The organism is Lederbergia graminis, from assembly GCF_042655485.1.
In the GTDB taxonomy this organism is placed as follows: Bacteria; Bacillota; Bacilli; order Bacillales; family Bacillaceae_C; genus Lederbergia; species Lederbergia graminis.
The window spans coordinates 13,705-35,177 of the sequence record NZ_JBHSMC010000025.1; the positions used below are offsets into that span (position 1 = coordinate 13,705).

General features: G+C 38.3%; 21 protein-coding genes. 11 read left to right on the plus strand and 10 right to left on the minus strand.

The window, feature by feature from the left end; genetic code table 11:
* Positions 1-27: 27 nt before the first annotated feature.
* The 5 genes from sda to ACFPM4_RS16430 form a co-directional block, all read right to left on the minus strand.
* Entirely contained in the window at positions 28-165 is a 138-nt protein-coding gene (gene sda / locus ACFPM4_RS16410) for a sporulation histidine kinase inhibitor Sda (protein WP_382354114.1), read from the minus strand.
* A gap of 164 nt (positions 166-329) precedes the next feature.
* Complete coding sequence (locus ACFPM4_RS16415) at positions 330-719, minus strand: response regulator (protein WP_382354117.1); 390 nt, start codon at positions 717-719, stop codon at positions 330-332.
* A gap of 31 nt (positions 720-750) precedes the next feature.
* Positions 751-2,199, minus strand: coding sequence for a sensor histidine kinase (locus ACFPM4_RS16420; RefSeq protein ID WP_382354120.1), 1,449 nt, complete (start codon positions 2,197-2,199; stop codon positions 751-753).
* A gap of 79 nt (positions 2,200-2,278) precedes the next feature.
* On the minus strand, positions 2,279-3,463 hold the full coding sequence (locus ACFPM4_RS16425) for a beta-ketoacyl synthase N-terminal-like domain-containing protein (protein ID WP_382354123.1): 1,185 nt from the start codon (positions 3,461-3,463) through the stop codon (positions 2,279-2,281).
* Positions 3,464-3,770: 307 nt separating this feature from the next.
* Positions 3,771-4,682: an ArsR/SmtB family transcription factor gene (locus ACFPM4_RS16430; protein ID WP_382354126.1), complete on the minus strand. Its 912-nt coding sequence runs from the start codon at positions 4,680-4,682 to the stop codon at positions 3,771-3,773.
* A gap of 187 nt (positions 4,683-4,869) precedes the next feature.
* Here ACFPM4_RS16430 and ACFPM4_RS16435 point away from each other — a divergent pair, with 187 nt between their 5' ends.
* Both ACFPM4_RS16435 and ACFPM4_RS16440 read left to right on the plus strand, forming a co-directional pair.
* Positions 4,870-6,306, plus strand: a complete 1,437-nt coding sequence (locus ACFPM4_RS16435) for an alpha-N-arabinofuranosidase (RefSeq protein WP_382354129.1) — start codon at positions 4,870-4,872, stop codon at positions 6,304-6,306.
* Positions 6,307-6,397: 91 nt separating this feature from the next.
* The gene (locus ACFPM4_RS16440; protein ID WP_382354313.1) at positions 6,398-6,685 is read left to right on the plus strand and encodes an RNA polymerase alpha subunit C-terminal domain-containing protein; all 288 of its coding nucleotides are present in this window, start codon (positions 6,398-6,400) and stop codon (positions 6,683-6,685) included.
* A gap of 43 nt (positions 6,686-6,728) precedes the next feature.
* Here ACFPM4_RS16440 and rhaM read toward each other — a convergent pair whose 3' ends face one another.
* Positions 6,729-7,052 (minus strand): L-rhamnose mutarotase, encoded by a 324-nt coding sequence (rhaM, locus tag ACFPM4_RS16445; RefSeq protein ID WP_382354316.1) that lies wholly within the window; start codon positions 7,050-7,052, stop codon positions 6,729-6,731.
* A gap of 257 nt (positions 7,053-7,309) precedes the next feature.
* On the opposite strand from rhaM, the gene ACFPM4_RS16450 reads away from it, so the two are divergent.
* Together ACFPM4_RS16450 and ACFPM4_RS16455 are read left to right on the plus strand one after the other, a co-directional pair.
* Entirely contained in the window at positions 7,310-8,299 is a 990-nt protein-coding gene (locus ACFPM4_RS16450) for a glycoside hydrolase family 43 protein (RefSeq protein ID WP_382354132.1), read from the plus strand.
* A 37-nt stretch (positions 8,300-8,336) separates the two neighbouring features.
* Positions 8,337-9,329, plus strand: coding sequence for a glycoside hydrolase family 43 protein (locus tag ACFPM4_RS16455; RefSeq protein ID WP_382354135.1), 993 nt, complete (start codon positions 8,337-8,339; stop codon positions 9,327-9,329).
* Positions 9,330-9,342: 13 nt separating this feature from the next.
* Here the strand turns inward: ACFPM4_RS16455 and ACFPM4_RS16460 are convergent, their stop codons facing one another.
* The gene (locus ACFPM4_RS16460; RefSeq protein WP_382354138.1) at positions 9,343-9,909 is read right to left on the minus strand and encodes a dihydrofolate reductase family protein; all 567 of its coding nucleotides are present in this window, start codon (positions 9,907-9,909) and stop codon (positions 9,343-9,345) included.
* A gap of 177 nt (positions 9,910-10,086) precedes the next feature.
* On the opposite strand from ACFPM4_RS16460, the gene ACFPM4_RS16465 reads away from it, so the two are divergent.
* From ACFPM4_RS16465 to ACFPM4_RS16475, 3 genes are all read left to right on the plus strand, one after another.
* Positions 10,087-10,767, plus strand: a complete 681-nt coding sequence (locus ACFPM4_RS16465; RefSeq protein WP_382354141.1) for a peptidoglycan recognition protein family protein — start codon at positions 10,087-10,089, stop codon at positions 10,765-10,767.
* 187 nt (positions 10,768-10,954) lie between these two features.
* Positions 10,955-11,542 carry a P-loop nucleotide/nucleoside kinase family protein gene (locus ACFPM4_RS16470; protein WP_382354143.1) on the plus strand — a complete coding sequence of 196 codons (588 nt, stop codon included), beginning with the start codon at positions 10,955-10,957 and terminating at the stop codon, positions 11,540-11,542.
* Positions 11,543-12,197: 655 nt separating this feature from the next.
* On the plus strand, positions 12,198-12,359 hold the full coding sequence (locus ACFPM4_RS16475; protein ID WP_186324879.1) for a hypothetical protein: 162 nt from the start codon (positions 12,198-12,200) through the stop codon (positions 12,357-12,359).
* On the opposite strand, the gene ACFPM4_RS16480 is transcribed toward ACFPM4_RS16475, so the two are convergent.
* Positions 12,360-12,821: a hypothetical protein gene (locus ACFPM4_RS16480; RefSeq protein ID WP_382354146.1), complete on the minus strand. Its 462-nt coding sequence runs from the start codon at positions 12,819-12,821 to the stop codon at positions 12,360-12,362.
* Positions 12,822-13,200: 379 nt separating this feature from the next.
* Entirely contained in the window at positions 13,201-14,109 is a 909-nt protein-coding gene (locus ACFPM4_RS16485) for an ArsR/SmtB family transcription factor (protein WP_382354149.1), read from the minus strand.
* 215 nt (positions 14,110-14,324) lie between these two features.
* Here ACFPM4_RS16485 and ACFPM4_RS16490 point away from each other — a divergent pair, with 215 nt between their 5' ends.
* The 4 genes from ACFPM4_RS16490 (at position 14,325) to ACFPM4_RS16505 (ending at position 20,573) form a co-directional block, all read left to right on the plus strand.
* Positions 14,325-16,316, plus strand: coding sequence for a glutaminase domain-containing protein (locus ACFPM4_RS16490; RefSeq protein WP_382354152.1), 1,992 nt, complete (start codon positions 14,325-14,327; stop codon positions 16,314-16,316).
* 60 nt (positions 16,317-16,376) lie between these two features.
* Positions 16,377-17,534, plus strand: coding sequence for a family 43 glycosylhydrolase (locus tag ACFPM4_RS16495; RefSeq protein WP_382354155.1), 1,158 nt, complete (start codon positions 16,377-16,379; stop codon positions 17,532-17,534).
* Between the two features lie 22 nt (positions 17,535-17,556).
* Positions 17,557-18,588 carry a glycoside hydrolase family 76 protein gene (locus tag ACFPM4_RS16500; RefSeq protein ID WP_382354158.1) on the plus strand — a complete coding sequence of 344 codons (1,032 nt, stop codon included), beginning with the start codon at positions 17,557-17,559 and terminating at the stop codon, positions 18,586-18,588.
* A gap of 158 nt (positions 18,589-18,746) precedes the next feature.
* Entirely contained in the window at positions 18,747-20,573 is a 1,827-nt protein-coding gene (locus tag ACFPM4_RS16505) for a glycoside hydrolase family 127 protein (RefSeq protein ID WP_382354161.1), read from the plus strand.
* Between the two features lie 44 nt (positions 20,574-20,617).
* On the opposite strand, the gene ACFPM4_RS16510 is transcribed toward ACFPM4_RS16505, so the two are convergent.
* Complete coding sequence (locus tag ACFPM4_RS16510) at positions 20,618-21,046, minus strand: YugN family protein (protein WP_382354164.1); 429 nt, start codon at positions 21,044-21,046, stop codon at positions 20,618-20,620.
* Positions 21,047-21,473: the final 427 nt, after the last annotated feature.

Consider the following 21,473-nt stretch of genomic DNA (forward strand, 5'->3'; position numbering starts at 1 on the left):
GTGTTCATATTAAATAGACGATAAGTCCTATTTGGAAGATTTCCTTGTTAATCCACGGTTCATCATTTCTTTTTGTAATAACTCGATAAAGTCTTGATCCAACCGAAGTGTTTTTGCCTTCCGAAAACAAGATAACAATAATGCATCTGACATCGTATCGAACATACTATAACCCTCTTTCGTGATGTGTTTATCATATTAATAACCGCAAATGGTAGCTTTAAAACTTCATTCACTTTAACTTAAATTAGAAAAATTAAAAACGGCCAACCTAGATTCATAGGCTGACCGTTTTACAATAGATGTCGGATGCATGGTGTATTTATTAATTATACTTTTGATCGTTGCAGGTTCTCAGGGCCGACGAGGTCGACTAAGTAGCCGGCTAGTTTCGTGTAGTCATCAAGTGGTTTCGAAAAAACACCATCGAGATCGTTTCCGTATTTTTCCTGCAAGCCTAAACTATCGGCATGTCCAGATATCAAAAGTCTTTTGGAGAATGGGTAGTTGTCTTTTATGTATGTAAGTATATTTTCAAAGCTTTCTCCAGGAATATGGTAGTCCAAAATCGTTACGACAACATCGTCCTTGTTCTCAAAATTTTGAACGTCTTTAAATGACTTAGCCATATGCACATCAAAGTGAGAATCCAAACAATAACGGTATAACAAAAACATCTGCTTAATATCTTCCACTACTAACACTTTTTTTCTCTCCATACTCTTCACATCCATCTCCATAGCTCCCTTATTATATTGCTTTTTCTATTTCTATAAACTTACTTTTTGGTAATTGTATTCTAAAGTGTGTCCCTTCCGGAGTACTTTTCATTATATCTATAAAGCCTCTGTGTGAAAATAGTACTTTATTACAAAATGGTAGCCCTAATCCTGTGCCTTCGACTTTTGTACTATTGTAAGGTAAAAATACTTTATCCCAATCTTCCGGAGGAATCCCACATCCACAATCAAACATGTCTATTATCACTTTTTTATGATTTACATCCTTTACATGGAATACAATTTCTCTGTTTTGCCGATCCTCTGGAATCGCCTCAATTGAATTTTTAATTAAATTAACTAACACTTGTGTGAAATAAGTCTCATTTATATAGGCAGGAATTACTTTGAAATCCGAAGTAATTTTTACTTCTATCCTATTCTCTTTTAACAACTTGTCACATACTTGTTTGGCGACGTGAATGCAATGTACAACGTCTTGGCTTTTAAACGCCATCACTAAATCGTTTTTCAAAAATTGGTTATAGGCATTGACTAGATTCGATAATTGTTGGCTTGATGTAATCACATGGCGCATCATTTCATCTGTATGCGGTTCCAGTTTTTGTAAAGAAGGGATGATTTCGGAATACCCTTTTATGATAGAGAGTGAGTTCTTTACCTCATGAATAAGGCTTGCAGTCATATTTCCGATATAATCTAATTTATTTTGTCTTTGTACAACATTTAAATAGTCTGCATTTAAAGCATTATACATTTTAATAAAAGCTATTAAGATAAATATGGAGTAGATTAAAACGGCAATACTACTAATTAAGATCTGGTAAGAAGGAATAAAGTTCGTTAAACCCAAACAGAATAAGATAATGGAGGATATAACAAGCGTTTTGATAAAAGATTTCATCTTAATATTATTAATACTTTTACTAACAAATACGAGCAAAATTAAAAAAAGTAATAGCACGATAAGATGTAGAAAAAACGAAAACTGTAAATCTCCATAGATTGGATAATAGTATTCCATTCCTAAATTCTTATTTTCATATTTTGTTAAACCTTCTATACCAAATGACGTCCAATTGATTGCATATACGATTCCAGTACTGATAAAAGCTGCGATTACCATCCCTTTATTTAACATGGCATTTTCAATTTTACCAAGGAAATTTTTAGGTTTGGGAACCGATGTTTTATATAATTCATAGGTGATAAATAAAATTAACGGTAAGGCAGCAATTGGACCAATTCTAAATAACTTAAATAATATTAATGTTGTCTGTTCATTTAAATAAGGGCTCCCTATGTACAAAATCGAGACATCTATTTGCCAGAAAGTGATACATAGCATAAACAAAAAAATTAAATTCGTTAATTTGCTTTTTTCATAAAGATGAAATAAGGAGTAACCTAGGAAAATGGGAATAAGACCGATGATAAAAATAAGAACAGCAAAAATCAAGCAGTTCCCTCCTCACTAGTGCAGTATAACGAGTTAGCCTATGATACTAGTGATGAACAACTAGTAAACTACATCGTATTTAGTATTTTCGTATATATGTGGCAGCATTATTACCACCATATCCATGTGACGTTATAAGAACCTCTGAAGTTTCACTCTTTTCTAGTTTATCTATAATTTGCAAATCTTCAAAGCCTTTTTTATCCGTTCTCGTGGTAAAAGGGATGAAATTTTTTTCCATGCCGATAATAGAAGCAACTAATTGGATTAAACCCGATGCGCCAAACGCATGTCCAACCATGCTTTTTATCGATGTAATTGGGATGCTGTTTTGAAAAAGCCGTTCATGTGTCAAGCTTTCCACTATATCATTCGCGTGCAATCCTAAAGCCTGACTATTAACATAATCTGGTGTTCGATCCTTTACTACCTCTCTACATAGTTGATACATTCTATTTCCTTCCAAATCACTACCAAACACACCAAATCCATCATTATTACTCTTCGTATCTACTACTTCTGCATATATAGTTGCGCCTCTTTTGATGGCATCTTCTTCTTTTTCAATAACAATTGTTGCCGATCCTTCTGCAGGAACAAAACCCTTACTATTTTTGCTAAAAGGTAGTCCAGAAACTTCGATATGGTGGCCTAGAGGGAGAGTTCGAATTTTACTAAATGCGTAGATGAGACTTGCAGTATTTGCCATATCAACACCGCCAACGATGGCAGAGTCTATTTGTCCAGCTTTTATATATAGGCTGGCATCTTCTAACGCCTCGAGCCCAGCAGTACAGCCAGTTGAGACAGTTTTCGTAATTCCTGTAATGTTAAAGTGGTTGCTGATTGCAGATGCAGTACTATGGTAGTTTGTATGTCCACAGGCGAATGTAGGAAATACTTTGTAGTTACCACGACTCGAAAGTGCGATGCTATTTTCATAGCCTTCCGTACCTCCAAGTGACGTACCAATAAACACACCAATATTTTTCCTTGTAAAATCAATGCCTGCCATTTGTACAGCTTCTTCTGCCGTTGTAATTTGCGCTTTTGATATATTCGGGTACCGCTTATAAGCCTTTTCTTTTCTACTATAGACTTGAGTATCTATAAATCCTAGTGAAAGAAGTTTATTTTTCGTTAATAAATCATCCTGAATAACAGTAATCCCATGTGAACCTGCTTGTAGCTGCTTTTCAAATTGAATGCTATTCATGCTACCGGGTACTGCGACACCATAACCCGTGATGACTATTTTACTCATTATGCATCTCCTTCCTGTAGTTCGACTTGAGGCAGTTTTTTTTACAAAAATTGTCCTATTTTGTCGTAAAAAGGTGTAAACATAAAAATGGCTACTCTAGCATAGCTAGAATAGCAAAAAGTCTGTGTGTGATTGAAAATCAAAACCCGTTTATTATCTGTTATGCATATTAACCAAAAATTCAAAAACGCTATAAATATTTATCACAACAGGGATTGAGTAATTGTGATAATTTTCCATAATTTTTATCAATTATTCATAATATATACCACATTTTTACAAAAAGCAACAGTGAGAACTTACAAATTTATCCTTCTCCACTATAATACGTAACAAAATTAATGTTTTGGTCATAGTTGCCAAAGCCTTTGCCGTAGAGAGTGACGCCGCCTACGTTTTGGGCGGTTTCTTTTACTTCGATTTTTAGGTCCCACATGCCAATGTCTTCGCGGAAGTGGTCAATGCTAATGTTTGATAGTTTTTTACCATCGACATAGACACCAACATTCGTAATGCGGATCGTAAGGAGGATCCCATATTGGTTCGTGTCATTCGACCACCATTCCGGAGTGTACCTGCCCCTTGTATCAGAAAAGTCACCAGGGCTTGTCCATGTACATAATTCTCTTCCATTTAAGGAAAAGGTTATGTCCGAAGGCCATACATTGTTGGAATATGGGAACTCTGAAGATACTTCGAGTACAATATCTATCATTTCTAACGTATCCCTTTCTTTTAAAAGCGATGGGATTCGATAGGCAATGAATCCTTTTGTAAACCACAAAATTGCTGCTTGGTTTTTCTCTGGATCCATAAAATAATTTGGGTTGTCGTATTCCCCGATCGTATGTGTTGTTGTAGCAAGTCCACATGTAGGATGGACGTCAAAATCATAATAATGGCCAACCGGAATTTCTTGAAGATAACTTTCATAGGCTGAATATATTTTTTGTGGAAATTGAATTTCGATATGGTCCACCTTTAAAATAACCACTTTTTGCAGACCGGATTTTCCAGGAACAACCTCTGTTTTTACTAATCCTGCCTCACTCATTCTCTGAACATGTCTACTTACAATCGCACTACTTATATTTAATTCCTTCGCTAATTCTTTAATATTCATTTTTTTCTTCGATAAAAGTTGAATCATTTTTATTCTCGTTGGGCTTGCTAACACCTCATACACAGGAATAGAAGCTTCAGAAATGTCTAATTGCATATGTCGTTAACCTCCTTGTTAATACAAATATATATAATGAAGGGATGGATAGCAATATCTATTATTAGGGTAACCTTTTAGTTAACCATATGTATAAATACCTATTTTTATATTTACTTACGAGTTATTGACATCGCTTTCATAGAGTGCTATATTGTCTTCGAAAAGAAAAGTGGGAGGGGAAACAATGGCTATTAATCTATTAGTTGAAAAAGAAGGACCGAAGATAAGTAAATATATTTATGGGCAATTTGCGGAGCATTTAGGACGCTGTATTTATGAGGGAGTTTGGGTTGGAGAGGATTCCGACATTCCGAATGAAAATGGGATACGAAAAGATGTTGTCGAAGCACTGAAGGCAATTAATGTTCCGGTTGTGCGCTGGCCAGGTGGCTGTTTTGCCGATGAATATCATTGGAAGGATGGTATTGGACCAAAGGAAAAGCGTGCGACGATGATCAATACCCACTGGGGTGGCGTTACAGAAAACAATCACTTTGGTACACATGAATTTTTCGAATTAGCTCGTCAGCTCGGATGTGAAGTTTATATTAACGGAAATGTTGGTAGTGGTACTGTTCATGAAATGCAAGAATGGGTTGAATATATGACAATGGGTGGAGAATCCCCAATGGCAAATTGGCGTAGAGAAAACGGCCAAGATGAACCATGGAAAGTTCAATTTTTCGGTGTAGGAAATGAAAACTGGGGTTGTGGTGGTCATATGCGCCCTGAATACTATGCTGACTTGTATCGTCAATATCAGACGTACGTGCGAAATTATGGCAAGGAACGAATTTATAAAATTGCTTGTGGACCAAATAGCGCGGACTACAACTGGACAGAAGTACTGATGAAAAATGCAGCAAGATTTATGGACGGTTTAAGCTTACATCATTATTCGATTCCAACTAGAAAATGGCATGACAAAGGGAATGCGACAGGTTTCCCTGAGCAAGAATGGTTCTCTGTTATTGAACATGCTCAATTCATGGACGAGCTTATTGAAAAACATAGCACGATTATGGATAAATACGATCCAGAAAAACGGGTAGGACTTATTGTAGATGAGTGGGGAACATGGTACAACGTGGAGCCAGGTACAAACCCAGGATTCTTATATCAGCAAAACTCGATTCGTGACGCGATGGTTGCAGCTGTTACATTAAATATTTTCCACAAACACGCGGATAGAGTACACATGGCGAATATCGCCCAAATGATTAACGTACTACAATCCATGCTCCTTACAGAAGGCGATAAAATCGTAAAGACGCCGACGTACCATGTGTTTGATTTATATCAAGATCATATGGAAGCACAATTAGTAGATTCATATGGAGATGTAGAAGAACATGTAAGCTACACAGCCTCTAAAAAGGATGGAAAAGTAACGATTTCTATTTGTAACTATGACCTGGAAGCTACTCGTGACCTAACATTTACTGGACCTTCTTCCGTTGTAAAAGCCGAATTCATTACAGCTGATACAATGGATGCTCATAATACATTTGAAAATCCAAGCGAAGTAGAAAAAAGAGAATTCACTGGATACGAAGCAACTGAAAATGGATTAAAAGTTTCCCTACCACCAATGAGCGTTGCAACGATTGTAGTAGAATAAAAAGTGCCAGGCACCCGGACTATTCAGAATAGTCCGGGTGCCTGGCACCGGAAATACTCAGTACTGAATTTGTTTGCAGGGGGGTATTTTTATATTGGAAAAAACGTTAAGGGTATGTGAGAGAGGACATAAGTATTATAAGAGTAGCGATTGTCCAAGTTGTCCTATTTGTAACAAAGAGGATAAGCCGAATAACGGTTTCCTTTCAAAACTTAGTTCACCAGCTAGAAACGCTTTAGTTCATGAAGGAATTGATACTTTGCAAAAGCTCTCTACATACACTGAAAAAGAAATACTGAAAATCCATGGTATTGGACGAGCATCAATTCCAACTATGAGAAAATTATTAGAAGAAGAAGGATTAGCTTTTAAAGAATAAATACGCAAGGGGCGAAGTAAGTTCTTCGTCCCTTTTTGTTTGCTTAATCTTTTTTCTCGATATGGAACACTTCTCGCAACTCTTTCGTAACCGGGCTTTTATCAGGATTTGTCTCCATTACTGGCTCCATATATGCCCACCACTTCTGGTTGATGTCTGTTTTCGCCATCTTGCTCCATTTTTCTTCATCTTCAATTTCTAGATAGCCGAAAAGCTGACTCGTCTCTTTATCTAGAAAGATAGAATAATTGGTTACACCATGTTCATACAATTCCTCTAGCATTTCCGGCCAAAGCTCATGATGACGACGTTCATACTCTTCATGCATATGAGGATATACGTACATGATAAAGCCTTTTCTAATCATCATAACCTCCTCCTTTTCGTCCTTTTTCCAAAATTGTACCATGTTCAACTCAAGTGATACAGGCAAATCCTTCGACATACGTGCGTCGATTTATCTTGTTTGTTGATTTTTATGTCGTTCTAGCTTATGATGTTTTTAAATAGGTATGGATCAACTTATACGTACAAGATAACGAAAAATGTAAGGGGATTCAATTAAACTAGTTCTATTTATAGAGCTAGAATCGTAATTTCATATCAGGAAGGAGATTTTTTTACATGTTACAGTATTCAAACCCTTTATTAGAAAGAAAAGCAGACCCTTGGACTTATAAACACACAGATGGTTATTACTATTTTATCGCATCAGCTGCAGAGTTCGACCGTATTGAGATTTGTAGAGCGGAAACAATAGAAGGATTACGAGATGCGGAGCAAGTTGTTGTATGGCGTAAGCATGATACTGGACCATTAAGTAAGTTGATTTGGGCACCAGAGCTCCATTATTTACGAGGAAAATGGTATATCTATTTTGCTGCTGCACATACAGAGGAGCCACATCCAGAACACCATACATTCCAGCACCGTATGTTTGCGCTCGAGAATGAAAGTGTTAATCCGTTAGAGGGGACTTGGGTTGAAAAAGGACAAGTGAAAACGGATTGGGAATCTTTTGCCTTGGATGCGACGGTGTTTGAGCATAATGACAGAATGTACTATGTGTGGGCACAAAAGGATCCGGAGATAGCGGGTAATTCAAACCTTTATATCGCCGAAATGGAAAATCCTTGGACATTAAAAACGAAGCAAGTATTACTTTCAAAACCAGAGTATTCATGGGAGATAATTGGATTCCTAGTGAATGAAGGACCTGCTGTATTAAAACGTAATGGCAAGATTTTTATCACGTATTCCGCAAGTGCAACAGATGAAAACTATTGCATGGGATTATTAACGGCAGATGAAAATAGTGACTTCTTAGACCCTGCATCATGGGAGAAGTCAAAGGAACCTGTATTTACTACATGTGAAGAAAACAAAAAGTTCGGACCTGGACATAATAGTTTTACCGTTTCAGAGGATGGCAAACATGATATTCTAGTCTACCATGCAAGGGACCACAAAAACGATTACGAAGACGCGCTAAATGACGGTGGCCGCCATGCTTGTGTACAAGTATTTGACTACGACGAAAACGGATACCCGCAATTCGGGAAACCAGTTGCAAATACGGTGCCAGGCACCCGAACAATTCAGAATAGTATCTGAGTTGTGTCGGTGCCAGGCACGAAAGGGAGAGATGGTTATGGTTGTATATAACAAGGCTTCTGATACGTCCAATCCTACAGGGGGACATCGACTTGAAGATATACCTGCACATGATCCCTTTGTTTTAGCTGAAGATGGGACTTATTATTTGTATACGAGCGGGATTCCAAGATTCACAGATTTAGAGCGATCTGGTGTCCTAGTGTATAAGAGTAAGGATTTACAAGAGTGGGAAGGTCCATTTGTTGTTTTTACAGTTCCAGATGATTCGTGGGCTCATCCGCAACATGGCACATGGGCACCAGAGGTTCATCGATATAAAGGGAAGTATTACCTTTTCGTTACGCTCCATAATCGGGATGCCATTTTAGCAGAGCCTCCACAAGTGTGGAATACGAATCATCTGCGTGGAACGAGTATCGCAGTTGCAGATTCACCACTAGGTCCGTTCGAATTGTTAAAGAAAGACGGACCAGTACCTCCGAAGGAATTTATGACATTGGATGGGACGTTATACGAAGATGAGGATGGCAAGCCGTGGATGGTATATTGTCATGAATGGATTCAAGTGATTGATGGTACGTTTGAGGCGATACCACTAAAAGAAGATTTGTCGGAAGCTTGTGGGGAGCCTATCCATCTTTTCAAAGCATCTGACGCACCTTGGATTAATGAGGAACGAAAACCAAGCGTGAAACAATCTGTATATGTTTCCGATGGTTGTCAGTTATATCGTACAAAAAATGGCCACTTAATTATGTTGTGGTCTAGTTGGAATAAGGATGGATACGTCCAGACTCTTGCTCGTTCGCGTACTGGAAAACTGCAAGGGCCTTGGGAGCAACTCGAACCATTAGTTTATGATGATAGCGGTCATGGCATGTTGTTCCAAACCTTTGAAGGAGCATGGAAGCTCATTCTCCACCAACCATTCAGCTTCCCAGAATCACGCGCAAAAATATACGACATGATCGAAACAGAAGATTGCTGGTGCCAGGCACCCACACAAATCGGACACTATTCTGAATAGTGTCCGATTTGTGTTAGTGCCAGGCACTGTATATTAGTTGTACAACTCCGGATGAGTACGGTTTTGTTTCTTTTAGTTTTACGTTTATTCTATCTCTTATTCCGGTGAATAATGGTTTTCCTTCTCCTAAAATTACAGGGTGAACCGATAACCGGTATTCATCTACAAGTCCTAACTGGATGAAGGTTTCGATAAGACTTGCTCCGCCATATAACCATATGTCTTTTCCTGGCTTGTTTTTTATTTTATTTACTTCTTCCACAATATGATCATGAATAAAAATTGCGTTATCATTATCACTTCTTTGAGTTCGAGAAAATACATACTTTTCTTTGCTGTGAACACTATCCCACATGGCTATTTCCTCTTCCGAAGCATCACTACTAGGAGAATATTGTCCCCATTGCTCATAGCTTTTTCTGCCATAAAAAATAGTATCAATCTGATTCAGGAATTTATCAAACTCCATCTCAGCGTCCATAATGCACCAATCAATTTCACCATTCTCACCTTCAATAAACCCATCTAACGTAACTGCTAAGTCTAAAATTACTCTTCTTTGCGATCTATTATTGGACATGCATTCCCCTCCTCATTCTTTCAGTATACCAAAAGGTGGTGCCTGGCACCCGCACAACTCTGACACTATTCTGAATTGTACCCGAAGTGTGTCGGTGCCAGGCACCGACACAAAGGCACCAAGGTATCCTTTCGGACGACTTCTTTCTATCTAAGAGGTAGGGAGGGAAATTTTTATATGTTGATTAAACAGCAGTTCGTTTTAAGTCGTTTGAATACGTATGGTGGTGGGAATCCTTGTCGTTTTATTACCATTCATGAAACAGGAAATTTTTCACTGGGAGCGGATGCGCAGGCACATGCGAATCTCCAATCTCGAGGCTATTCAGCAACGTGGCATTATCAGGTGGATGATGAGCAAATCATTCAGTCCTTCCCTGATGAGGTTAGGTGCTGGCATGCCGGTGATGGTCGTGGAAAAGGCAATCGCGAATCCATCGCTATCGAAATCTGTGTTCATCCTGATGGGAATTTTATTAAGGCTGTTAAGAACGCAGTCCATCTAGTAGCAATATTAATGAATAAACACGGCATTCCAATTGGAAATGTCGTCCAGCACCATCATTGGAGCAAGAAAAATTGTCCACAATTATTACGAGCAGGATCAAGAGGGGTGACTTGGACAGATTTTATCAAGATGGTAAAAAGGAAGCTAGCAACAGGGAGACTGCCGCAAACGTATAAAGTAAACAAAGTACTAAATGGTTACTACACAGCAAATGACGCCAAACGAAGGGTGGATAAAAGGACGAAAGTGCAGCCAGGGATCTACCATATTTTTAAAGAGCATGGAGGGATGTTAAATGTGACGAGAATGGAAGGCGTACCTGGGAGTTGGATAAATCCTGAAGATAACTAATCAAATGCTTTTTTATTAAAAATGGGTGAATTGCCCCCTTGTGCAGAGACGTAATCGCTCTCTTTTAACACTTGAGTGAACCTATCGATGATGTTATAGTAAGTGAAAGGAAAATGTATATAGGAAATAGTGGGAACTTTCCAAAAAGCTAGAAGGAAATCCACAATATATGAAGGGGAAATGTTCAATGCCAAAGGTGATTTTTGTTAGTGGAGTTGCTGGAACTGGTAAAACAACGGTTTCGAAGCATGTTCATAAGTATATTCCTGCTGTTTATTTGGACAAGGACACAGTCGGAGGTAAGTTTAGTGAGAACTTTTTGAAAGCGACAGGTCATGATCCGAGTGATCGCGATTCAAAATATTATAAAGAGCATTGCCGCGATATTGAATATGATGTCACAATGGATATTGCGATGGAAAACGCTACTCTAGGTTTAGATTCGATGTTAATCGGACCATATACAAAGGAAATCGAAACAGCAGATTGGTTAGACCAAAAGCTAGCCCAATTCGGCCTTACTCGTGAAGATGTTACGGTTAAAATTCTATTCGTTACATTAACGGATACTGAATTACAAAAACAACGCATTATTGAGCGCGGAGCAATGGACCGTGACCAATGGAAAATTGATAATTGGGACGAATATGAACAAAGTCTAGCGATCCCTGAAGTAGCCTGGGATATTCCGGAATCTGATATTCTCGTTTTTGATAATTCTGGTGAATTAACAGAAGAAAAAGTGAAGGAAATTGTTAACTTCCTTGAAAAATAAACAATAACTTAAGTCTGTACCCTGAAAGATTCAACCTTTTGGGGTAGCAGCTTTAGTGGTTGTTTTTTATTTTCAACAACATGTGCACCGTTTCACATCATCCTAATCAATTATTCACATACAACATCTTCACACACACTTCATCCTAACTTCCAAACGCACCAAACAACAATTTTCACTACTGCAAATCTCTATTTCTATCGAATTCTCTTGTTTAAATTAATAGAATAGTAGCACATTTTGGTAGATTTTGTTTTACATATTTTTCTCAATGTATATAATGGAATATGACAAACTATTCCTTTTTTACCATAGTAACCGAAACAGGGCGTTTGTCATACAATATGGCGATTGCAGTACCTGAAAAAAAGTGTAGTGGACATAAGCAGCAACCAGTAAACCTCCCCACCTTCTCGTAATAACGTAAAAACGGAAAAATAACACAGGCCGTGTTCACTGATCCGTGCTACTTGAGAAACAGAAGAGAGTGGTAACAAAACAATTGTTACGAAATCCTAACTAAAAAAGTTTGGATTTACTACAGAGCTTTACATGCCCACAATCTCACAAATTTGGTACCGGGTTGAATTCGTAATCCCGTATTACTCAAAAATTAGAAACTTACATCATTTTAGATTACACAATATTATTATGAATGGATAAGGAGTTGGTTAAAATCAAGGATTTAGAGACGAATCAATCCCTCCTCATACAGGTGATGGAGAAGGCATATGATAAATGTTATTCCGACAATATCACATTGCAGGAATTGATAGATGAATTGAAAAAGCAATTGGAACCTTTAGTTAGTGAGTGATTATAGTTTCGCTTCTACTTTAACGATAAATTTATAGTATGCGACAAGGATAAATAAAAGTATCGGATTTACAATGATCGTTGTCCAGGCACTCCACCACCCATATGTAAAAAAGCCAAAAGGTTCTGGTACTAGTGTCAATCCTTCGTAGAATACTAAAATTACGACCCACATCGCATAATAACGCAGCTGATGATGCCATGAAGTGTTAAATGGAAACCAATTTAAAAACATAATATTGACTGGTGGAATTAAACATAAATAAGCTGGTATAGATTTCCACTCAATATCTTTTGTGAAATACCAATATCCCTCATATTTTTCAATTATGATGGTGTCAAAGGCCAATTGGAATGCAATTGTAAAACACCATATATGAACCATTTGGTTGAGGGTTAATTTATCATGATTAAAATATGCAAGGATATTGAAAATTAAAATTGAAGTTATTAATAATATCATCTCATGAGTCCTTTTATCTTGATGAATGGATAGAACGGACTAGTACAACTGTATAAAAGTAAGCTGCCATTTTGTAAAGCCGTTCTTTTTATTATTGGTAGTATTTGTTAGTCACCTATTTTTTATACAAAAAGCTCAGTTAAACTCTGTTGTTGATTTTCGCTCCTGTACACACTCGCTTTCCGCGGGCACGGCCTCAGCTAACTTGGCAAAGAAAACACCGCTTTGCCAAGTGGATCTTCGGCTCGTGCTGTTCCCGCAGGAGTCTCGTGTACATCCGCTACAATCAACTAAATTGTTAACAACAATAAACTTTAACAGAGCCATACAAAATAAAGAGTATTTCTAACCGTGCTCATGACGGATAGAGATACTCTTTTCATTTTTTCTCTGTATAGTAAAATTTCCATTCGATATTTTGATCCCAGTTTCCAAAGCCCTTACCGAATATCGTAAATCCGCCAACATGTGTAGCATCTTCTTTTATTTCAATGCGCAGTTTTATAATTTCTTCGTCAAAATGTAATGTATAGATAGATTCATCTGAAATAATATCTCCGTCGATGGCGACGTTATATGGAGTAATCCGGAGAGTTTTCAGTAAACCATATTGACTCGAATTATCGCTCCACCACCCTGGTGTGAATTTTCCTCGTGTATCTGAAAAGTTTCCAGGACAAGTCCAAGTTCCAATATCTTTACCATTAATGGCGAAAGAAATGTCGGATGGCCAATTATTATTAGAGTATGGAAATTCAGAGGAAAGCTCCATTGATAACTCCAATAGGGCTAATTGTTGGTTCTCTGTTAAAGGATTAGGAATCCGGTATTCGACGAACCCTTTTGAAAGCCAAATAATACTTGCATCCATGCGTCGGGAATCCATAAACACCTTAGGCTCATCTAGCCCAATGACAGAATGGGCCGTCGCAAGACCGCATGTTGGGTGTGCTTCAAAATCGGTATACATGCCCACTGGTAGAGACACTTCTTTTACTAAATAATCCGGAAATACTTTTTTTGGAAAAATAATATTGATATTTTCGATAGCAAGTGTAGACACTTTTTGTAATCCTGATTTTCCTGGGATGTGCTTTGTTTTAATTACCTTCGCTTCTTCTAATTGGCGTACATGGCGAGCGACAATCGAACTTGTAATTCCTAGTGCTTCACTTAATTGTTTAATATTCATGTCATTGCTCGCAAGTAATTCAATGATGTTCATGCGTGTTTCACTTGCGAGCGCTTCTAATATAGGGAGGTTTTCTTTATTAAATGGAATTTGCATCATGATCCTCCTGTACAAAATAGTATACGAATCTACATAAAGTATAGATTAATAGTATCAATAGTATACAAATAAGTAAATGGTATGACGAATTTATGTCAAATGTAAGCGGTTATATCTATAAATTATTTGTGGTGATATAATACGTGTGAAATATCCTTTTAGTTTAGTGTACTAAAAAGTACATAATATTGATGGAGAAAGGAAGATTCATAATGGGAAAAATGACACGTGTTCCTTCAGTCCCTTTGATAACGAATGACCCTTATTTTTCAATCTGGTCACCTGCAGATCACTTGTATGACACAGAAACAGAGAGTTGGACGGGGGCGAAGAAGCCGATTCGCGGAAACATTACAATTGATGGCGAAGTTTATCGCTTTTTGGGTACCGGTGAGGAGAAAACATTAGAGCAAGTTGGACTTAACATCACTCCTACTCAAACTATTTATCAATTTGAGCATCCTGTCGTTTCGTTAGAAGTAGTATTTACTTCACCATTGATCTTGTATGATTTAGAACTTGTTTCTCGTCCAGTGACATATATAGATGTATCCGTAAGTTCAAAAGACGGTGCGGAACATGATGTTGAAGTAAATTTTGAATTTGACGAAAGAATTTGTCATGATGCACAAACTCGTGAAAAGATGTTTGGTGCAACCGAAAGAGAAAGCATTACTCCATATGCGTGGATGGGCAAGTCGAAACAAACACCGCTTGGTCATTCAGGAGATCATATCGATATCGATTGGGGTTATCTATACGTCGCATCTGAGCAAAACGATGTTGTATATTCCGAATATGTGCAAGCAACGGATGATCATGATGCTTTTATAAAATCAAGCCTGCGTTTTGGAACAGTTAATGGAACAGGGAAGCATGCGTTTCTGTCCGTGGCATATGATGATGTCGTGTCCATCATGTATTTTGGTCAACCAACGAAAGCTTACTGGGCGAAGGATGGTCGCACAATATTTGATGTATTAGAAGATTCCATTGCAGAACATGGACAAATTTTAGAAAAATGTTATGTGTTTGACCAACAACTAGCTGAGCAAGCGTTTGAAAGAGGCGGAGAAGCATACCAATTAATTGCTTCTTTAGCATATCGTCAAACAATTGCAGCACATAAGCTCATTCTGGATGAAAATGATGAAGTCATCTTCCTTTCAAAGGAATGTGATTCTAATGGATGTATTGGTACAGTCGATGTAAGTTATCCATCCATTCCGTTGTATTTAATGTATAATCCTGAGCTTGTAAAAGGAATGATGCGTCCAATCTTTAAGTTTGCTAGTTTACCAGTTTGGCCATATGACTTTGCTCCACATGATGTCGGACGCTATCCTTATGCAACAGGGCAAGTATATGGATTAGACCATAAAGAAGGAAACGGTACTGGTCTAGGTCATGGTGATGTACCACCAATGTTTTATCAATATCGTAAAGAGCAAAACCCATATGGACTACGAAACCAAATGCCTGTTGAGGAATGTGGAAACATGCTGATTATGGCAGCAGCAGTAACAAAGCTTGAAAAAGATGCGAGTTTTGCTGCTGAAAACATTGGGTTACTTGAAAAATGGGTGAGTTACTTGCTTAAATATGGTCAAGATCCTGGTGAACAATTATGTACAGATGACTTCGCTGGTCACTTAAGCCATAATGTTAACTTATCAGCTAAAGCAATAGTCGGAATCGCATCTTATGCCTATATTTTGAAAGAGCTTGGAAGAGAAGGGGAAGCTAAGCTGTATCTTCAACAAGCGCGGAAAATGGCGAAGAAGTGGGAAACAGATGCAGAAACTGAAGGAAGAACAAGGCTTACATTTGATAATGAAGATGGTTGGAGCTTGAAGTATAACCTTGTTTGGGATGTATTGCTTGGCACTGAACTATTCTCGAAAGAAATGATTGCTAGAGAGATAAAATGGTATGTTAAGGTGACCAATGAGTTTGGAACACCGCTGGATAGTCGAAAAGATTACACGAAAAGTGATTGGATTTTATGGTGTGCATCACTTGCAGACAATAAAGAGGACTTTGAAGCTCTCATTCAACCAATCCATCAATTTTTACAAAAAAGCGATTCTCGCGTCGCGTTTTCTGATTGGTATGATACAAAAACAGGAAGCTTTATGCATTTCAAAAATAGAACGGTACAAGGTGGTCTCTACATGCCACTTTTACGAGATATGCTGACATAAAATGTTTTTCGGGTGGTATCCGTACCACCCGTTTTTTGCACCGGAAGGAGAGGGGTTTGAATGTTTTGGAAAAATAGGCAGGTCTTGTTTCTATTTACAGGTGCATTTGTAATCGTTGTTGTAGCAGTCTTGATAATTGTTCTATCCTTTAACAGCTCTAAGGAAACAACTAAGTTTGCCGATGAGGACATTATCGAAGTGGATAATCAAGAAGATGAACAGAAAGATATAAAAGAGGAAGAAGAGGATAGCCTTGAACCAGGGACATATCAAAACCCTGTATTTGAGCCAGTCTTAGCAGATCCAGCAGTCATGAAAGCAGAGGATGGGACATATTATGCTTATGGTACCGAAGATGCTTGGGAAAGGGGACAAGCCGCAAAGGTTGTACCGATTGTAAAATCAACGGACCTTGTTCATTGGGAGTATATTGGGGATGCATTTACATCAAAACCAAGATGGATATCATCTAATAATTTTGTATGGGCTCCAGATGTTCAATTTTATAACGGCAAATATCATCTTTATTATACGTTAGCGCAATGGGGTGATCCGAATGTTGGAGTCGGTGTTGCCGTTTCCAATTCTCCTGAAGGCCCGTTTGAGGATGTCGGAAAAATCTTCACTGCTTATGAAGTGGGGTTAGGAATTATTGACCCGCAATTATTTATCGATGATGGGGTCCCATATTTAGTTTCCGGTGGACTAACTGATGGGCTATTTATCGCAAAAATGAAAGAAGACGCACTAAGTTTAGATGGGGAATTTATTCAGTTAACTAGGGAAGGTGTAGAAGCACCCTACTTAATTAAGCGTGACAATTGTTACTATCTATTTGGATCACCAGGTTCCTGTTGTGATGGTGCAAATAGCAGTTATCAAGTAATTGTAGGTCGCTCAGAATCGATAGAAGGCCCCTATGTCGATGCGAACGGGAAAAATTTAATCGATACTTTTAGTAGTGCAACGATTCTTCGTGGACATATCTTACCAGAGGATGGAAAGCAATTTGTCGGTCCGGGTCATATTTCGGTTATTCAGGATGATGCTGGGGACGACTGGATGTTTTATCATGCAATAGATATTGCCAATCCGACATTAACGAGTAATGCAACAAGAAGACCGATGATGATGGACAAGATGGAATGGGTGGATGGTTGGCCAACAATAAAAAATAGAACACCGAGTGTAGGTGTACAAAAAGCCCCTAATACATAAAGCGGTAAAGGAGATGAATACGATGTGGGATTCATATGCGGACAAATTACAAGCTCAATTAATGGATCAATTTTGGAATCAAGAAAAGCAAATTTTTAACAGTGCTAGTGATCTTCCTTTTGATAAAAACTCACAACCTTTTAACTATTGGTGGTATGCCCATACAGTTGATGTACTGATAGATGGATATATACGTACACAAAAAGAAGACTATGTAGAAAAGATTATTATTTTAATAGAGAGTGTGAAGCGTTACAACGATGACAGTCTAATCAATGATTATTACGATGATATGGAATGGATGGCGCTCGCATTACTTCGAATGTATGAACAAACGAAAGCAGATTATTTTAAAAATAAAGTGTTCACATTGTGGACGGATATTAAGACGGCGTGGAATGATCATATGGGTGGCGGCATGGCATGGCGAAAAACGCAGCTAGATTATAAAAATACACCGGCAAATGCACCCGCAGCAATATTAGCGGCACGTTTATACCGGAATTTCCATGATGAAACCGACTTAAAGTGGGCGCAGAAAATATATGAGTTTAACAAAAAAATGCTCGTTAACTCGGAAACAGGCTTTGTGTATGACGGTATTAATCGCCTCGGGGATGGAGAAATAGATAAGGATTGGAAATTCACGTATTGCCAAGGTGTTTTTATTGGAGCGGCAATCGAGCTACATTCTATCACAAGTGAAGAAAAGTATTTGGAAGATGCGAGAAAAACAGTGACTGCTACACTCAATCAACTAGTGAACGCTCAAGGTTTGCTACAAGATGAAGGTGGAGATGATGCAGGCTTATTTAAAGGTATTCTCGTACGCTATTTAACTCTTTACTATCAACAATATCAAGATGAAAAAGTAAAATCACTACTACTATATAATGCAGAACAAATGAAAGCAGCAATTCAGGCAGACCAACTAATTGGCACTTCATGGGAGCAGCCAAAAGAACAAACACAATTATCGACATATTTAAGCGGAATGATGCTAGTGGAATCCGCAGCAATTTTAGAAAAAAATCATGGAGAAATAAAAGTGTAAGTCTAATCGACATATGCGTGTTCAACCTGAAACGAAATGTCCGATGGAGAGGTCCTAATAGACATTTCAGCATCGAACTGTCTTTGAAATGTCTTATAGGCGAAGGTTTAACCATAAATCCGGTTTATCAAAAGCATTAAAAAGGAGAGCTGTTTGCGATGCAACAAACGAAGCTAGCAAATTGGGAGCAAGTTCCATTTACCAAGGTGAATATTGCTGATACGTTTTGGAGACCACGTATGGAAGTTCTACAGAATGTTACATTAAAAGCTTGTTTTGAAAAATGTGAAACAACGGGGAGAATTGCCAACTTTGCCAAGGCTGCAGGTTTAATGGAAGGGAAGTTTGAAGGCATCTATTTCGATGACTCGGACGTGTACAAAGTAATCGAAGGTGCTGCCTATTCATTAATGACAACCCCTGATCCGGCTTTAGAAGAAAAAATAGATCGTATTGTCGACTGGATTGCTGCTGCTCAGGAAGAGGACGGGTATTTGTGCACATATTTTACACTGGAAGCACCAGATAAAAAATGGACAGACATGGAGAAACACGAAATGTACTGCGGTGGTCATTTAATGGAAGCTGCGGTTGCATATTATGAAGCAACTGGGAAGAGAAAACTTTTGGATGTTGCTTGTAAGCTAGCTGATCATTATGATTCTATCTTCGGTCCTGGAAAACGACATTGGGTGGAAGGACATGAGGAGATTGAGCTGGCGCTTCTGAAACTATACCGCATTACTGGGGAAGAGCGTTATCTGCACTTATCAGAATGGCTTTTGGAAGAACGTGGCCATGGACATGGTGTAGGAATGATTTGGGAAAAAGAAGACTGGGGACCTGCTTACTGTCAGGATGATGTACCAGTAAAGGAAATTAAAACAGTAAAAGGTCATGCAGTTCGCGCAATGTATTTATACACTGCTATGGCAGATGTTGCTCGTGCCAAAAATAGTGATTCGTATCTTCCAGCGCTGCTTTCCGTTTGGGAGAATGTTGTCCATAAAAATATGTATATTACAGGTGGTATTGGACCAACTCATCAAAATGAAGGTTTTACCGAGGATTATGACTTGCCTAATGAATCCGCATATTGCGAGACGTGTGCGGCAATTGGGATGGTATTGTGGAATCAACGCATGAATTTATTATTTGGTGATGCTAAATATGCCGATGTCATTGAACGTGCGATGTATAATGGAGTGCTATCAGGACTTTCTCATTCTGGCGACAAATTTTTTTACGTAAATCCACTTGCATCAAATGGTGGGCATCACCGTAAATCCTGGTACAATGTTTCATGCTGTCCGACAAATTTAGCTCGCTTCATCCCTTCCATTGGAAACTACATATATGCTAAATCGAATGATGGATTAGCAGTCAATTTATATGTAAATGGAACGAGTGAAGTAGTAGTTCGAGAAAATAATGTAGTGCAGATTGAGCAAAAAACAGAGTATCCTTGGAACGGAAAAGTTGGATTGGTAATTACTCCAGATGTTACGGATGAGTTTTCTGTAAAATTACGAATTCCTAGCTGGTGTAAAAGTTATCAAGTTTTAGTGAATGGAGCTAAAACTGATATTCTCTCTTATGAAAAAGGTTACCTTAATTTGAGACGTGTATGGGAAAAAGGGGATATCATCGAGCTGCTGTTAGACATGCCAGTCAAAGTCGTGCGTGCCCACCCACTTGTACAAGCGAACATCGGTCATATTGCTATCCAGCGTGGACCTATTGTATATTGCTTGGAAGAGGTTGATAATCACCACTTACAATATGGAAACATAGAACTGTCCTCAGATACGCAATTTCAAGTAAAATACCAGAAAGATTTACTGGATGGTGCTATTACCTTAACGACGACTTCTGCAGGAGATGAATCGTACACCTTCATTCCATATTATATATGGGACAACCGGGACCCAGGGTTTATGCAAGTTTGGCTACGTGAAAGAGAAACAGATGCATTATATCGATAAAAAAGCAAAGAACTTCCCAATTAAAAGGAAGTTCTTTTACTTTTTTAGGACGTAAGTAAATCTTGCACAGAGCCAAGAACTTGTTCAATTGTTTCTTCGCCCATTTGTTCCCACTTACTTTTATCTCGAATATGTCCGTCTTTGTCAATTGGCTTTTGGAATTGGTTAAATCCCGATGCACTCAGCAAGGAATTCTCATCATAATCGAGACCGAGATTTACAACATGCTTGATCAAGTATGGTGTACCAAATTGAATATACGCATCAGAACGATCTAACTCACCTTCAATCACATCAAATGGGATTCTTAAGTAAATAGACTCGCCGTTTTCACGCCATAACAATGCATCGAACTTGCCCTGATCATATTCAAAATTACTGCAAAAGCTACACCCATGTGATAAAAATAGGTTACGCACGTCTCCAAAGGTCGCCCTTTTCCCTTCGAGCACAGAATTTTCTAATTTAATCATCCACATGAACCTCCAACAAAGTATATATGGTTATTGTGCTCAAGAAATAGGAAAACAATACAAGTAAACCTGATTTTGACATACCATACTTTTGGGTAGGATTATTTATAATTTTGTTTCTACTCACCTGCCTGAAGTTAAAAATTGAGTAGGAGGTAACGCTGGACCGTCTATCGTTCCCGGTCGAAGTAAAAACAGGAGTAGGTGGTCACGCAAGCGCGTTCATCGTTCCCGGTCGAAGCCAAAATAGATGAAGGAGATAACGCTGGGCCGTCTATCGTTCCCGGTCGAAGTAAAAACAGGAGTAGGTGGTCACGCAAGCGCGTTCATCGTTCCCGGTCGAAGCCAAAATAGATGAAGGAGGTAACACTGAGCGCCCATCGTTCCCCCTCCAATCAAAAACAGAGTGAAGAGGTAACGCATGCAC